This window comes from Paractinoplanes rishiriensis (genome assembly GCF_016862375.1).
In the GTDB taxonomy this organism is placed as follows: domain Bacteria; phylum Actinomycetota; class Actinomycetes; order Mycobacteriales; family Micromonosporaceae; genus Actinoplanes; species Actinoplanes rishiriensis.
In genome coordinates this window covers 58,333-72,421 of the sequence record NZ_BOMV01000064.1, presented here as the reverse complement: position 1 = coordinate 72,421, position 14,089 = coordinate 58,333, and the positions used below count along the sequence as shown (strand labels likewise).

The window sequence follows — 14,089 nt, the reverse complement described above, 5'->3', positions numbered from 1 at the left end:
AGGGTCTGCGGACGCCCTACTCGGACAGCAGCGGAACCAGCTGGTCGAGGGCGTACGGGATGCTCAGCACCGTGCTGAACGACAGCGCCGCGCCGAGCGGCGGCTCCTCGTAGGGCAGGAACACCGCCCGGTTCTCCTTGGCCACGGCGAGGGTGCCGTAGACCTTGTCGGCCTTGACGGTGGATTCGGTCTTGGCATCGGCGGTGAGGAAGACCAGCTTGTCGACGTCGACGAGGGACAGCTGCTCGGAGCCGATCTCGGCCGCGTACTCGTTGCCGACCGCGTCCACGATGGGCTTCGGCACCGTGAAGCCGAGCTTGGTCAGCAGCACGACCTTGGGGTCGTCGGGCGCGAAGACCGCGTACTTGCCGGGCTCGTACGGCTCCACCACCGCCACCGACTTGCCGGCGAACTCCGGGTGCCCGGCCGCGAGCTTGGCCAGCTGGGCGTCGATGGCGGCGATCAGTTCCTCGGCCTTGGCCTCGCGGCCCAGGGCCTTGCCGGCCAGGCGGGTCATGTCCTGCCAGGGCGCCGCGTAGTCGTCGAACCCGACCGGCTGGGCCACGGTCGGGGCGATCTTGGAGAGCTTGTCGTACTGGTCCTTGCTCATGCCCGAGTACAGCCCGATGATCAGGTCCGGCTTGAGGGCGGCGACCTTCTCGAGGTTGAACTCGTCGCGCTCACCGACGATCTCCGGTGTCTTGCCGGCCCAGAGCGGCTGCGCCCACGGCCACTTGCCGTAGGGCCGCTCGAGGAACCAGTCGATCGCGCCGACCGGGACCACACCCAGTGCCAGCACCGGGTCCTGGTCGCTCAGCCCGAGGGTGACCACCCGAGCGGGCGCGGCTTTGATCTCGGTCGCGCCGTACTTGTGGCTGACGCTCACCGGGAAGCCGGTCCCGGTGGACGCGCTCGACTGCGGATCTGGCGTGGCGGTCTCCGTGCTCGCGCAGCCGGTGACTGCCAGAACGGCCGCGGCGAGCACCGCGGTCATCCGCGCCGCCACCGACCGGGGACGGTGGACGACGGGCGAGTGCACGGTGGAGCTCGGGAACGTGAGCAACGGATTCCCTCCGACGGGGCGACACGGTCGCGGCCATCGTAAGGTGAGCCTACCCTAAGTCACAAGCGGCCTACCCGCACGACGATCGATGGGCGGCCCCTAGCATGTCCCCGATGTTCACGGTGGAGGCAGGATGACGACACGCACGACCGGCACCGCGACCGCCGCAGCGCCGCGACGCATCGCCGTTGCGGCGACCGCGCGGCCGGCGCTGCTGCTTGTCGCCGCCGCCGTTCTCGCGGGATTGTGTGTCGCCTCACTCGCCGCCGGCAGCAAGGCGGTTCCGCTCGACGAGGTGGTCCGCGCGGTCATCGACCGGGCCGCCGCGCGGGGGGTGAATCCGCAGGTCGACGCGATCGTCTGGGGCGTACGGATGCCCCGGACCGGGTGTGCCGTCCTGGTCGGGATCGCACTCGGACTGGCGGGCGCCCTGATGCAGGGCCTCACCCGCAACCCGCTGGCCGACCCGGGCCTGCTCGGCGTCAGCGCCGGTGCGTCCTTCGCCGTCGTGGTCGCGGTGGCCGCCTTCGGCATGAGCGCCGCCTCCGAGTACGTGTGGTTCGCGCTCGCCGGGGCGCTCGCCGGCGCGGTGGCCGTCCAGGTGCTCGGCAGCATGGGCCACGGCGGCGCCACCCCGGTGAAGATCGCCCTGGCCGGCATCGCGCTCACCTTCCTGCTGGGCTCGTGCGCCAGCGCGATCGCGCTCCGGCATCCCGAGGCGCTCAACCGCTTCCGATTCTGGTCGGCCGGCTCGCTCACCGGCGCCGACCCCGCCATGCTGTCGCGGATGGCGCCGTTGCTGGCGGCCGGCGTCCTGCTGGCCGTGACGGCCGGGCCGGCGCTCAACAGCCTCGCGCTCGGCGACGACACCGCGGTCGCGCTGGGCCGCCGGGTCGGCGCGATCCGGATCCGGGCCGTTGCGGCGATCACCCTGCTGGCCGGCACGGCCGTCGCCATGGCTGGCCCGATCGTCTTCATCGGACTCGTGGTGCCGCACGTCGCCCGGCTGATCACCGGACCGGACCATCGCTGGCTGCTGCCCGCCACCGCCCTGCTCGCGCCCTGCCTGCTGCTGTTCGCGGACATCGTCGGCCGAGTGGTCACCCGGCCAGAGGAGGTACAGGCGGGCATCGTCGTCGCGTTCCTCGGCGGCCCGTTCTTCATCGCTCTGGTCCGGCGCCACCGGACGGTCGAGCTCTGATGGCGACTCGTGGCACCCTGACCCGGCCGGGCGCGTTCCGGCTGTCCACGCCGCCGGTCTCCGGGGTGGTGCCACCGCGGACCGTGGTCGTCTGTGTCGCGCTGGCCGCGGCGACGTTCGCCCTGCTCTGCGTCGGCCTCGCCGTGGGCGACTATCCGATCGGCCTGCCGGACGTCCTGCGCGCCCTGGCCGGCGGCGACAGCGCCGGGTCGTCCTTCATCGTCCGCGAACTCCGGCTGCCGCGTGCGCTGACCGGCATGCTGGTCGGTGCGGCGTTCGCGGTCTCCGGCGCCGTCTTCCAGACGATCACCCGGAACCCGCTGGCCAGCCCGGACATGATCGGAATCAACGCGGGAGCGACCACCGCCGTGGTCGGCGTGATCGTCCTCGGCGGACGCTCCGGGCTGAGCGGCTCGACCGCGGGGGTGCTCGGCGCGTTCGCCACGGCCGTCCTGATCTACGTGCTGGCCTGGCGACGCGGGGCCAGCGGGTACCGCATCGTGCTCGTCGGCATCGGCGTCGCCTGGATGTGCACCAGTGCCACCGACTACCTGCTGACCCGGGCCAAGCTGCACCAGGCTCAGGAGGCGTTCGGCTGGCTGGTCGGCAGCATCAACGGTCGCGGCTGGGAGACGGTGCTGCCGCTGGCCGTGGCGGTCGGCGTGCTGCTTCCGGTGACGCTGCTGCTCACCAGGTGGAGCCAGACCCTGGCGCTGGGCGACGACGTGGCCCGCGGGCTGGGCACGCCGGTCCAGCGCGCCCGGATCGGCCTGCTCCTCGCCGGCGTCGGGCTGGTGGCCTTCGCCACCGCGGCAGCCGGGCCGGTGCTGTTCGTCGCCCTCGCCGCGCCGCAGGTGGCACAGCGGCTGGCCGGCCGGGCCACGCCGCCGCCGCTCGCCTCCGCGCTGACCGGAGCCGTCATGGTGCTCGCGAGCGACCTGCTCGCCCGCTATCTCGTCCCGGACGCCGAGATGCCCGTCGGTGTCGTCACCGGTGCGCTCGGCGCGGCATTCCTGCTGTGGCTGCTCGCGCGCGCCAACCGAGCCGGTAGTGGAGGCTGACAATGACCCGGCACCAACCCGACCTGCGGGCCGAGCAGCTGCGGCTGGCCTATCCCGGCCGCCGTGTGGTGGACGGACTCGACCTCGATCTGCCGACCGGCCGGATCACCGCCATCGTCGGCGCGAACGCCTGCGGCAAGTCGACATTGCTGCGGGCGCTGGCCCGGCTGATGGCGCCGGAGGCCGGTTGCGTGCGGCTGGACGGCGCGGCGATACACACCCTGCCGACCCGCCAGGTGGCCCGCCAGGTGGGCATCCTCCCCCAGTCCCCGGTTACGCCGGCCGGTCTCACGGTGGTGGATCTGGTCAGCCGCGGCCGCGCACCGCACCAGAGCTGGTGGCAGCAGTGGTCGTCGGCGGACGAGGCCGCGGTGACCGCTGCGCTGGCCGCGACCGGCATGACCGGCCTGGCGAATCGCCCGGTCGACGAGCTCTCCGGCGGGCAGCGGCAACGCGCCTGGATCGCGATGGCGGTGGCGCAGGCGACGCCGGTCCTGCTGCTCGACGAGCCGACGACGTTCCTCGACCTGTCGCACCAGATCGACGTGCTGGACCTGCTGGTCGATCTCAACCGCCGCGACGGCCGGACCATCGTGATGGTGCTGCACGACCTCAACCAGGCCGGCCGCTACGCCGATCACCTGGTGGCGATGAAGGCCGGCCGGATCGTCGCGCAGGGCGACCCGGCCACGGTCATCACCCCGGAGGTGGTGGCCGACGTGTTCGACATCGGCTGCCAGATCACCGCCGACCCGGTCAGCGGCACCCCCCTGATCATTCCGACCGGGCGCCACCACCTGGCGACCTGACGCCGGCAGACCCGTAGGTTAGGTAAGGCTAAGGATAGTACGATCGCGCCGAAGTCCATCGGGACGGCTGCAGGAGAGGACATCACCCATGCGGGTAACAATGTTCGGATATCAGACCTGGGGACACCGCACCCTGCAGGCGCTGCTCGAATCCGAGCATGAGGTGGCGCTCGTGGTCACCCATCCCAAGAGCGACCATGCCTACGAGAAGATCTGGGACGACTCGGTGGCCGACCTGGCCGAGAAGCACGGCGTGCCGGTCCTGCTCCGCACCCGGCCGGACGACGACGAACTCTTCGAACAGCTGCGCGCGGCCGAGTCCGACGTCATCGTCGCCACCAACTGGCGCACCTGGATCCCGCCGCGGATCTTCAACCTGCCCCGGCTCGGCACGCTCAACGTGCACGACTCGCTGCTGCCCGCCTATGCGGGCTTCTCGCCGCTGATCTGGGCGCTGATCAACGGCGAGAAGGAGGTCGGCGTCACCGCGCACCTCATGGACGAGACCCTCGACGCGGGCGACATCGTGCTGCAGCGGGCGGTGCCGGTCGGCCCGCGCGACACCACGACCGACCTGTTCCACCGCACGCTCGAGCTGTTCGGCCCGATCACGGTGGACGGACTGGAACTGCTCGGCTCGGGCCGCACCGACTGGACGAAGCAGGACCGGTCCCGGGCCAGCTTCTTTCACAAGCGGGCTGACGAGGACTGCCGGATCGATTGGACCTGGTCCCCTGAGGAGCTCGACCGCCTGGTCCGGGCCCAGTCGTACCCGTACCCCAGCGCCTACACCTTCCACCGCGGCCGCCGGCTGGAGATCCTGTCGGCCGAGGTGTCGCAGAACCGCTACGGCGGCACCCCCGGGCGCATCTTCTACCGCGAGGGCGACGGCGTGGCGATCGTCGCCGGCGCCGACGCGCGACGCGGGCGTGAGCACGGCCTGCTGATCACCCGGGTCCGCACCGAGGACGGCACCGAGCTGGCGGCTCAGGACTACTTCACGTCGATGGGCGGATACCTCACCGGCACCGCCTAGGCCGTACGCGGCAGGCGGACGGTCAGGACCGTGCCGTGCGGCTCGTTCGGGCCGGCCTTGACCAAGCCGCCGTGCTGGCTCGCGGTCTGCGCCACGATTGCCAGGCCCAGGCCCGAGCCGGGCATCGCGCGGGCGGCCGCCGCCCGGTAGAAACGGTCGAAGACGTACGGCAGATCGTCCTCGGCTATGCCGGGGCCGGTGTCGGTCACCGTGAATCGGCACCACTGCGGGCCGTCGCCGGTCAGCGTCACTCGCACCGACCCGCCCGGCGGGCTCCACTTGGCCGCGTTGTCCAGCACGTTCACGGCCATCCGCTCCAGCTCACCGGGGCGGCCCAGGACCGCCACCGGCTGCAGTTCCGTCACGAACGTCAGGCCGGGGGCCCGGGTGCGCACCCGGTTGACCGCCTGGGTGATGACGCCGGCCAGTTCCAGTTCCTCGGCCGCCTCGCGGGTGGTGTCCTCGCGGGCCAGTTCCACCAGTTCCGTGGTCAGCGTCGCCAGCTCGCGCACCTGGGCGTCCAGGTCGCTGAGCAGCTTCTCGCGTTCCTCCGCGGGCAGGCGGTGGGCCAGTCCGGGCTGGCGCTCGACGGTCAGCAGCAGCTCGACGTTGGTGCGGATGCTGGTCAGCGGGGTCCGCAGCTCGTGGCCGGCGTCCTCGACCAGGGCGCGCTGGCTGCGCCGAGCGGTGTCGATGGCGGCCAGCATGGTGTTGACCGAGCGGCCCAGCCGGGCGATCTCGTCGTCGCCGCGCACCTCGATCGGTTTGGTCAGGTCGGTGGTGGCGGCCACCACCTCTACCGCCTCGGTGAGGCGTTCCACCGGCTGCAGACCGGCCCGGGCCACCGCGCGGCCGGCGAACGCGGCGCCGGCGATGCCGATCACGCAGCCGCCGGCCAGCAGCAGGGCCAGCAGGGTCAGGGTGCGGCTGCTGTCGTCCAGGTCGACGGCCACCTGCACGGCGCCGCCGTCGCCGATCGGCATGGTCAGCATCTGGTAGTTGTCCCGGCCGATCCGGACCCGCTCCTGCACGGCGTGGTGCCGGGCGGTGGCCACCCCGTGCGCCTTCGAGGTGATCGGCAGCGGCTCGTCCGGCGCGTTCACCACGGTGCCCCGGGCGTCCAGGACCTGCCAGCGCGGGCCGAGTACGTGCGGGGGCCGGCCACCGCCCCGGCCCGGCGGTGGCGGTCCGGGGCGGGGCCGGGTCGTGTGCTGGGCCGCGATCGCCGCCGCGTCCGCGGTCAGTTCGGCCGACAGGCGGTGCTGCTGGAGTTCCTCGACGGCCACCCAGGCGGCCACCGCGAAACCGACGACCGCGGCGCCGACCGCGGTGGTGACCAGCAGCGACAGCCGGGTGTGCAGCGACCGGCGGCGCCACCAGCCGGTCACAGCGGTTCCTCGCGCAGCACGAAGCCGACGCCGCGGACCGTGTGCAGCAGCCGCGAACCGCCGTCCGCCTCCAGTTTGCGGCGCAGGTAGCCGAGGTAGACGTGCACGCTGTTCGAGGACTCGCCGAAGTCGTAGCCCCAGACCTGGTCGAACAGCGCGGCCCGGCTCAGCACCTGCCGCGGGTGCCGCAGGAACGCCTCCAGGATGGCGAACTCGGTGCGGGTCAGCCGCAGCGGCCGGTCACCGCGCCACACCTCGCGGGTGTCCGGGTCGAGCCGGAGGTCGGCGAACGTGAGCCCCTTGGCCTGATCGAAGGAGTTGAGCGCTGACCGGCGCAGCAGCGCCCGCAGCCGGGCCAGCAGCTCCTGCAGCGCGAACGGTTTCACCAGGTAGTCGTCGGCGCCGGCGTCCAGGCCGGCCACCCGGTCGCCGACGCTGTCCCGGGCGGTGAGCATGAGCACCGGCAGGAACACCCCGTCGGCGCGCAACTGGCGGCAGGTCTGCAGGCCGTCCAGCCGGGGCATGCTGACGTCCAGGATCATCGCGTCCGGCTCGCCGGCGCGCACCGCGTCGAGCGCCGCCCGGCCGTCCTCCGCGGTGTCCACCCGGTGTCCCTCGAAGCGCAGGGTACGGGCCAGCGAGTCGCGGACCGCCGCGTCGTCCTCCACCACCAGGATCCGCACGCCTCACCCTGACACACGGGGACGAGCGGGCTCTGCGGTCGGCGGCTAAGAGTTGGCTAAGAACCGGACGTCCTGGCGCCGGCCGGGTGGCGGCTGGTGGTTGTGGTGCTGGCGGCGCAGCATCCGGCGCAGCAGGCGCACGCCCTGCCCGGTGCCGGTGATCAGCCGGTCGCCGACGATGGCCCACTCGGCCAGCAGCGACGCGCACCGGTCCATGGTGCGCCGGGCGTCCTCGAAGTCCTCCGGGTCGTGGCGCAGCAGCCACAGCCGGCGACCCTGGTCCCAGGCGCGCGCCCGGGTCACGGTGACCAGCGTGCGCTGGCTCCAGTCGTCGAGCGGGCCGGCCAGCCGGTCGAGTTCGCGCTGCCAGCGGGTGGAGAAGCCGCGACGCAGCGGCGGGATCTCGGCGTAGAAGATCTGGTTGATCAGCAGGTAGTCGGGGTGGATCAGGTCGTCGTCGGGGGCGCCCAACTCCTCCCAGGTGCCGATCAGGGCCAGCGACAGGTCGTGGTTGATGTGCGCGTTGACCCCGAGCATGGCCGCGGTGAGCCGGCTCAGGCTGGTGTCCAGGCCGCGCTTGAACAGCACCTCCCAGACGTCCGGGGTCTTCTCGTCGTCGTCGTTCCACAGTTCGAGCGCGTCGAAGTAACGCTTGGCGAACTGGACGTCGAGCAGTTCCAGGAAGTCGGGGTGGTTGACGCCGCCGCGCAGCGCCTCCTCGACCTGGCGGGTGATCCGCAGGTAGAGCGAGTTGAACGCGGCCACCCGGTTGGCCTCCGGGTCGGGCGGCAGCTCGTCCAGGATCACCTGGATGAGCACCAGCTTTTCGATGACGTCGCCGATCGTGTCGGTCGGCGGGCCCAGGACATCGATCATCCGCTCGCGCAGCGGATGCCAGCCGCGGCCCGGCGGGATGGTCAGCGCGGAGAGCTGGAGCCGCCGCTCCCGCAGCGTCTCGGCGCTGCCGCGCACCTGCGCGCGGTCGAACGTTGTCGTCATGCCAACAGCCTCGTGATCCGATAACGCCCCGGCCAGCACCCTGTCGCCAATATGTCGGGACGACCAGCATTGTGCCCCGAAAATTCGGATGCCGTGGCCCCGCCCCGCGGATAGGGTCGCCGGATGATCACCACGCACGCTCTCCTCACCGCGGCGCCGATGCCCGCGCGAGGACCGCTGCACAGCATCCGTCTGCGCGCCGGGCGTCCCGCCCTGGCCAGCACCGTGTAAATACCGCACCCGGCAACGCCAGGGCCCAGCTGAGTCCAATTCGGAAAGCGGACGGGCCGCGATGACGCCTGTCCGCTGACAGCAGACAGGACCCTGGCCATGGCGCCACTGCGTTCCCATGCCCGCACCCGTCGCGCGTTCGGGCAGAACTTCCTCGCCGACCCGGCCGCCGCCCGGCTCATCGCCGAGGTGGCCGATCCCGGCCATGACACGTTGCTCTACGAGGTCGGTGCCGGCCGGGGCCGGCTCACCACGGAACTCCTGCGTCGCAGTAGCCGCGTGGTCGCGTACGAGATCGATCCGGAGATGGCGGCCCGCCTGCCGCGAGATCCCCGGCTGAGCGTGCGCACCGCGGATTTTCTGGCGGCGCGGCCGCCGCGGAGCGAGTTCGAGGTGGCCGGCAATATTCCGTACGCGCTGACCGCGGGCGTGGTGCGCTGGTGCCTGACCGCAGACTCGCTGCGCCGCGCCACCCTGCTGACCCAGTGGGAGTACGCCCGCAAGCGCTCCGGCGACTACGGCCGGTGGAGCCGGCTGACCGTGCTGACCTGGCCGGAGTTCTCCTGGCGGCTGGCCGGCCGGGTGCCGCGCGCGGCCTTCCGCCCGGTGCCCCGGGTCGACGGCGGCATCCTCCAGCTGGACCGCCGGGCCGTGCCGCTGGTGGCGCCGGACCGCCTGCCGGCCTGGCGCCGGCTGGTCGAGGACGGGTTCACCGGCACCGGCGGCTCGCTGCCGGCCACCCTGGCCCGCCGGTACGGAACCGGGCGGGCCGCGGGTGCCTGCCGGGCCGCCCGGATCGGCCCGGACACGCCGGTCGGCGAGGTCTGGCCGGAACAGTGGCTCACCCTGTTCCAGCTGCTGGATGTCAGGTCTCGGCGGGCCACACGGTGAGCGTGCCCACGCCGGCCACCGCGTCGATTTTGAGGCCTTCCGCGTCGGAGTTGTCCACCTGGGCGCGCAGCGTGGTGCCGCGGTTGATGTTGCGGACCCGCTTGCCGTTCAGCACCACTTCGCCGCCGCCGCGCCGCATCTCGACGCTCACCGGCACCTCGCGGGCGGTCTTGATGTTCCAGGTGTTCACCCCGCCGGACATCTTGATCGGCAGCGCGTCCTTGTGGCTGGGCAGCGTCATGTCGATCCGGGACGCGCCGCCGACCAGTTCGATGCGGCGCAGGTCGGCGTCGTCCAGCGCGAAGGTGGCGTTCTTCATGCCGCCGGACATCTTCAGCGACCAGGAGATCCGCTCGTTGAGCCGGACGTCGAGGCGGCCCGAGCCCTTGCTGCCGTCGGACGGCGCGGACAGGGTGACGTCGTCGCCGTCGACCTCGGCGCGCGGCCGCAGCCCGCTGTCCTCCGGGGTGCTCACCTGGAACGCCTCGTTGCCCAGGTCGACCACCGTGAGGTTCAGCTCGACCACGTTGCTGGTCAGCTCGAACGAGCCGGACTCGAAGGGCAGGGCGGTGACCGAGGCGCTCGGGCTCTCAGTCGGGGCGGTGCTGCTGGGCGCGGGCTCGACCGACACCGGCGGGCTGGGCACGCCGGTCGCGTCCGGCACGGCGTCCTGCTCGGCCGGCGCCAGCGGGGCACCGGCCTGCGGCTGGTCGTCGCCGGCCACCAGCCGGGCCAGGGCGAACACGCTGCCGCCGAGGAAGACGAGGGCGCCCAAGGCACCGAGCAGCGCGCGCAACCACGGCCGGCGCGGCGGTGGCGGCGGCCGGAAGACCTGCGTCGGTTCCTGGTCCGGGGGTGGATAGCTGGGGTTTCGGGGGTACGCCTGATCGCCGTCGGCCGGTCGGGCGGCCTCGTCCGGGGAGAAGTCGGCGGCCGGTCCCATCCGGTGTGGAGCATCCGGCCAGTAGTCGGCGATGCGTGGAAAACCGCCGGTGGGTTCGCCTTGCGCGGACGTGCCGCCGTCGGCGTTGTCGGCAGGCGGGTCGTGGGCGTCGATGTTGCCCTTGGCGAAGCCGTCCACGATCGTCTCCTCGGGTCCGGCCGGGTGCCCACGCGTCCGGCGGCGGATGGCGTCGATCGTCAATACGCGCCGTGCCGGTCGGGAGTTCATTCCCCGCGAACCTTGCCGTGAAGAAGCCAAAGACGAGCTTAAGTTCCGCTCTTGCTAATCAGGACTATCGACGCAACAATGCCTTTTCGAGAGTTTAAGACTCCCTTAAGCGCCGGCCGCAGGAACGGATGCTACATGCCCGAAGAGGACCAGCGAAACGTTCTGCGATCCGGCGGCTGGCCACCTCCCTACCAGGGCGGGGTGGTGCGCGACAGCGACCGGTTACCGGTTCCGGTGCCCTATCGGCGACCGCCATTGCCCATCCAGAACGACTCGCCGCACGCCGGCAAGGTGCTGCTCGCCTGCGCCGTCGTGGTGGTCGCCGGAGTCAGCGGCATGATGGCCCTGCTGCTGCCCACCGACGAGTCGCAGCCGCCCGCCCCGATCGCCGAGCGGATGGTCTTCCCCACCCCGCCGTTCCCGTCGCCGACGGTGTCGCTGCTGCCGCCGTCCGCGACCAGCGCGTCGTTCAGCCCCAGCCCGGCCCTCAGCTCCAGCCCCGCCCTCAGCTCCAGCCCCGCCCGCGCCTCCTCTTCGCGACCGGCCACCAGCCGCCCTGCGCCGCCTCCCCCGCCGCCGCCGCCGTCGCCAGTCCGCCCGACGACCTCGGCCCCGGCTGGCGGCACCGACCTCACCGTGGGCCGCACGGTCGGCCTCGAGGTGCGCGGCATGACCGGCTTCCGGGTCCGGCACCGCAACTATGCCGCCCGCATCGACCGGATCACCGCCGGCAGCAGCGCCCTGGACCGCGCCGACGCGAGCTTCGTGGTCCGGCGCGGACTGGCCGGCGCCGGCTGCGTCTCGTTCGAATCGGCGAACTATCCGGGCTATTTCCTGCGCCATCGCGACTATGCGATCCGGCTGGACCGCCGCGACCGTTCCTCGCTGTTCGCCCAGGACGCGTCTTTCTGCGCTTCCGGCGGCGGCAATGCGGTGATGCTGCGCTCGGTGAATTACCCGGACCACACCATTGCCGTTGGCCGCGGCGGCGCCCTGCGCATCGACGACGACCGAGCCACGGCGTTCGTGGTCCGCACGCCACTCTGAACGGTCAGGGGCGGCTGTAGCGGTGCTTCACGCCGGGCGGGAAGTAGTCCGGGTCGCCGGCTGGGCGCAACTCGACTTTCGGCAGTTGGTAGGCCGGTGGGACGTAGTGGGCGAACTCGCTGTTGAGCCGCAGCAGCTCGGCGCGGATCGCCTCGGCCACCGCGTCGGTGAGTGTCCCGGACGGGGCGGCGCCGGGGGCCAGTTCGACGGTCACGGCCAGGCGGCGTTCGGCGTCGGCGTCCTCCACGACGCGGATCACGAACTTGCCGGTGAGCTGGTCGGAGAGCGGCGGGCGTTCCAGGCCGACGGTCACGTTCTCCGGATAGATGTTGGCGCCGAAGAACGACACGGTGAACAGTGAGCGGCCGAAGACGTAGACGAATGGCAGCTCCGGGCCCGGGCCCGGGTCGAAGCCGTGCTTGCGGCAGAGAGCAAGCATGTCCGGGTACGCGACCAGGCCGCCCTCGTCGGCGATGTGGTAGCGGACCAGCGGCACCCCGCCGTCGCCGGTGAACGCCAGCGTGCCGTCGCCGGTCTCCTCGAACCAGCGGGACGCCGGGTCGTACTGCACCAGCGTGGGCAGCCGGGCGTCGCCGAACACCTCGGTCGCCAGGGCCGGACGGTCGGCCAGGAAGCGCCGGATCCGGATGCTCAGCGGGGTCTCGTTGCCCAGCACACCGGCGTCCGCGGTGCCGTACAGCGAGGCCGTGCCGGTGGCCGGGTCGGGCATGCCGGTGCGGGCCGCGATCAGGTCGCGCCACTGTTCGCTGAACACCTCGCCGGCCAGCACCACTTTGGTCGCGCGAGAGGGCCAGCCGGCGCCCGCGTCGATCACGTTCTTGATGAACGGCGGGTAGCCGAGCAGCACGGTCTGGTCGAACAGCGGCGACAACTCCGCGACCACCCGCAGGATCTCGTCGACGTTGTTGCCCGGTGTGACCACGGTTATCGGGTAGCCCTTGGCGGCCAGGTGCCGGGCGCAGGCCGCCGTGTACATGCCGCCCACCCAGCTGCCCAGCGCGAAGCAGACCACCGCCAGCGTGCTGCGGCCCGCGGCGCCGAACCCGTCCGCGAAGACCTGCTCGAACCGGGCCGCCACGGCGCGTTCGTCGAGCACCGAGCGCGGCCACACGGTGGGCCGGCCGGACGAGCCGGACGACACCGCCACCATGTCGCAGCCGGCCAGCGAACCGTTGCGGCAGCGCGCCGGCAGCGGGTAGCGCTCGTGGTAGTTGGCCTTGGTCATCAGCGGCACGTCGGCGAGCGACCGCACCTCATCCGGCGACACGCCCTGCGAAGCCAGGAAATCACGGTACGCCGGAACGGTGCCGGCCAGCTCGCGGAACAGCCCGAGCGGGTCCAGCGCCGGGGCCGCACCCCGGTAGAACTCGCGCATCCCGGTGGTCACCCGCTCGGCGCGGCCGCCGTCGAACATGCATCCCTCCCGGGTGGGTAGCGGCGCGTCGGGCTTGACTCGCACTATTGGAAATGGGTATCAACTTCAGGAACGCACAACTGGACGGGAAGACACTGACCTCGTGAAGATCGCTTTTGTGGGCAAAGGTGGCGCCGGCAAGACCACCCTAACGGCCCTCTTCGCCCGGCATCTGGCCAGCCAGGGCCGGACCGTGCTGGCACTGGACGCCGACATCAACCAGAACCTGGCGGTGGCGCTGGGCCGCACCGGGGAGCCGCCGGCCCTCGGCGAGCACCTCCCGTTGATCAAGGAGTACCTGCGCGGCAACAACCCGCGGATCTCGTCGGCCGCGACGATGGTCAAGACCACGCCGCCCGGCCGGGGCTCGCGCCTGCTGCGGGTCCGCGAGGACAACCCGGTCTGGGACGAGTGCCTGCGCGACGCCGACGGCATCCGGCTCGGGGTGACCGGCGGTTTCGCGGCTGACGACCTCGGCGTGAGCTGCTACCACTCCAAGGTGGGCGCGGTCGAGTTGCTGCTCAACCACCTGGTCGACGCCGACGACGAATACGTGCTGGTGGACATGACGGCCGGGGCGGACGCGTTCGCCTCGGGGCTGTTCACCCGGTTCGACCGTACGTTCATCGCCTGCGAGCCCACGGTGCGCGGGGTCGGCGTGTACCGGCAGTACCTGGAGTACGCCGCGGACTACGACGTCGCCGTCTCGGTGATCGGCAACAAGGTCACCGACGCGGCCGACGAGGCGTTCCTGCGTGACCACACCGGCGCCGACCTGCTCGCCACCCTCGGCGTCTCGCGGCACGTGCGGGCCGCCGAGCAGGGCCGGCCTGCGCCCATCGAGGACCTGGAACCGGCCAACCGGGCGGTGCTCGACACGATGCGCGCCGCCGTGGATGGCACATCTCGCGACTGGGACCGGTTCACCCGCCAGGCCCGGGAGTTTCACCTGCGTAACGCCACCGCGTGGGCCAACGAGCGCACCGGCGAGGACCTCGCCGGGCAGATCGATCCGGAATTCACCCTCGATCCGGCAGCACTGTCCGTACTAGCTTCATAACACTGCGTCTATTT

At 72.0% G+C, this 14,089-nt stretch carries 13 protein-coding genes; 7 read left to right on the top strand and 6 right to left on the bottom strand.

The genetic code is table 11. The features are described 5' to 3' along the window. Positions 1 to 16: 16 nt before the first annotated feature. Complete coding sequence (locus tag Ari01nite_RS30565) at positions 17 to 1,063, bottom strand: iron-siderophore ABC transporter substrate-binding protein (protein WP_239163165.1); 1,047 nt, start codon at positions 1,061 to 1,063, stop codon at positions 17 to 19. Between the two features lie 133 nt (positions 1,064 to 1,196). On the opposite strand from Ari01nite_RS30565, the gene Ari01nite_RS30560 reads away from it, so the two are divergent. The 4 genes from Ari01nite_RS30560 (at position 1,197) to Ari01nite_RS30545 (ending at position 5,170) form a co-directional block, all read left to right on the top strand. After that, positions 1,197 to 2,264 (top strand): FecCD family ABC transporter permease, encoded by a 1,068-nt coding sequence (locus Ari01nite_RS30560; RefSeq protein ID WP_203785675.1) that lies wholly within the window; start codon positions 1,197 to 1,199, stop codon positions 2,262 to 2,264. Then, positions 2,264 to 3,325, top strand: a complete 1,062-nt coding sequence (locus tag Ari01nite_RS30555) for a FecCD family ABC transporter permease (RefSeq protein ID WP_203785674.1) — start codon at positions 2,264 to 2,266, stop codon at positions 3,323 to 3,325. The genes Ari01nite_RS30560 and Ari01nite_RS30555 overlap by 1 nt, the downstream gene beginning before the upstream one ends. Positions 3,326 to 3,327: 2 nt before the next feature. Continuing rightward, the gene (locus Ari01nite_RS30550; RefSeq protein ID WP_203785673.1) at positions 3,328 to 4,134 is read left to right on the top strand and encodes an ABC transporter ATP-binding protein; all 807 of its coding nucleotides are present in this window, start codon (positions 3,328 to 3,330) and stop codon (positions 4,132 to 4,134) included. Between the two features lie 88 nt (positions 4,135 to 4,222). Continuing rightward, a complete protein-coding gene (locus Ari01nite_RS30545; RefSeq protein ID WP_203785672.1) occupies positions 4,223 to 5,170 on the top strand; it encodes a methionyl-tRNA formyltransferase in 948 nt (315 codons plus the stop codon). On the opposite strand, the gene Ari01nite_RS30540 is transcribed toward Ari01nite_RS30545, so the two are convergent. The 3 genes from Ari01nite_RS30540 to Ari01nite_RS30530 are packed head-to-tail and all read right to left on the bottom strand — an operon-like array spanning position 5,167 to position 8,240. Then, a complete protein-coding gene (locus Ari01nite_RS30540) occupies positions 5,167 to 6,558 on the bottom strand; it encodes a sensor histidine kinase (RefSeq protein ID WP_203785671.1) in 1,392 nt (463 codons plus the stop codon). The genes Ari01nite_RS30545 and Ari01nite_RS30540 overlap by 4 nt on opposite strands. Next, entirely contained in the window at positions 6,555 to 7,241 is a 687-nt protein-coding gene (locus Ari01nite_RS30535) for a response regulator transcription factor (RefSeq protein ID WP_203785670.1), read from the bottom strand. The genes Ari01nite_RS30540 and Ari01nite_RS30535 overlap by 4 nt, the downstream gene beginning before the upstream one ends. Positions 7,242 to 7,286: 45 nt before the next feature. Next, positions 7,287 to 8,240, bottom strand: coding sequence for a DUF5995 family protein (locus Ari01nite_RS30530; protein ID WP_203785669.1), 954 nt, complete (start codon positions 8,238 to 8,240; stop codon positions 7,287 to 7,289). Positions 8,241 to 8,570: 330 nt separating this feature from the next. On the opposite strand from Ari01nite_RS30530, the gene erm reads away from it, so the two are divergent. Beyond that, entirely contained in the window at positions 8,571 to 9,362 is a 792-nt protein-coding gene (gene erm, locus Ari01nite_RS30525) for a 23S ribosomal RNA methyltransferase Erm (protein ID WP_203785668.1), read from the top strand. On the opposite strand, the gene Ari01nite_RS30520 is transcribed toward erm, so the two are convergent. Continuing rightward, positions 9,337 to 10,533, bottom strand: a complete 1,197-nt coding sequence (locus tag Ari01nite_RS30520; RefSeq protein WP_203785667.1) for a hypothetical protein — start codon at positions 10,531 to 10,533, stop codon at positions 9,337 to 9,339. The two genes, erm and Ari01nite_RS30520, sit on opposite strands and share 26 nt — an antisense overlap. A 135-nt stretch (positions 10,534 to 10,668) precedes the next feature. Between Ari01nite_RS30520 and Ari01nite_RS30515 the strand changes: the two genes are divergently transcribed. Then, complete coding sequence (locus tag Ari01nite_RS30515) at positions 10,669 to 11,580, top strand: AbfB domain-containing protein (protein ID WP_203785666.1); 912 nt, start codon at positions 10,669 to 10,671, stop codon at positions 11,578 to 11,580. 4 nt (positions 11,581 to 11,584) lie between these two features. Here the strand turns inward: Ari01nite_RS30515 and Ari01nite_RS30510 are convergent, their stop codons facing one another. Further along, positions 11,585 to 13,015, bottom strand: coding sequence for a phenylacetate--CoA ligase family protein (locus Ari01nite_RS30510; protein WP_203785665.1), 1,431 nt, complete (start codon positions 13,013 to 13,015; stop codon positions 11,585 to 11,587). A 103-nt stretch (positions 13,016 to 13,118) separates the two neighbouring features. On the opposite strand from Ari01nite_RS30510, the gene Ari01nite_RS30505 reads away from it, so the two are divergent. Continuing rightward, entirely contained in the window at positions 13,119 to 14,075 is a 957-nt protein-coding gene (locus tag Ari01nite_RS30505; protein ID WP_203785664.1) for an ATP-binding protein, read from the top strand. Positions 14,076 to 14,089 lie beyond the last annotated feature (14 nt).

Coding starts and splice junctions, on each gene's coding strand:
- erm (WP_203785668.1), top strand. CDS start 8,571: ATGGCGCCACTGCGTTCCCATGCCCGCACCCGTCGCGCGTTCGGGCAG.
- Ari01nite_RS30550 (WP_203785673.1), top strand. CDS start 3,328: ATGACCCGGCACCAACCCGACCTGCGGGCCGAGCAGCTGCGGCTGGCC.
- Ari01nite_RS30530 (WP_203785669.1), bottom strand. CDS start 8,240: ATGACGACAACGTTCGACCGCGCGCAGGTGCGCGGCAGCGCCGAGACG.
- Ari01nite_RS30560 (WP_203785675.1), top strand. CDS start 1,197: ATGACGACACGCACGACCGGCACCGCGACCGCCGCAGCGCCGCGACGC.
- Ari01nite_RS30520 (WP_203785667.1), bottom strand. CDS start 10,533: ATGAACTCCCGACCGGCACGGCGCGTATTGACGATCGACGCCATCCGC.
- Ari01nite_RS30545 (WP_203785672.1), top strand. CDS start 4,223: ATGCGGGTAACAATGTTCGGATATCAGACCTGGGGACACCGCACCCTG.
- Ari01nite_RS30510 (WP_203785665.1), bottom strand. CDS start 13,015: ATGTTCGACGGCGGCCGCGCCGAGCGGGTGACCACCGGGATGCGCGAG.
- Ari01nite_RS30555 (WP_203785674.1), top strand. CDS start 2,264: ATGGCGACTCGTGGCACCCTGACCCGGCCGGGCGCGTTCCGGCTGTCC.
- Ari01nite_RS30515 (WP_203785666.1), top strand. CDS start 10,669: ATGCCCGAAGAGGACCAGCGAAACGTTCTGCGATCCGGCGGCTGGCCA.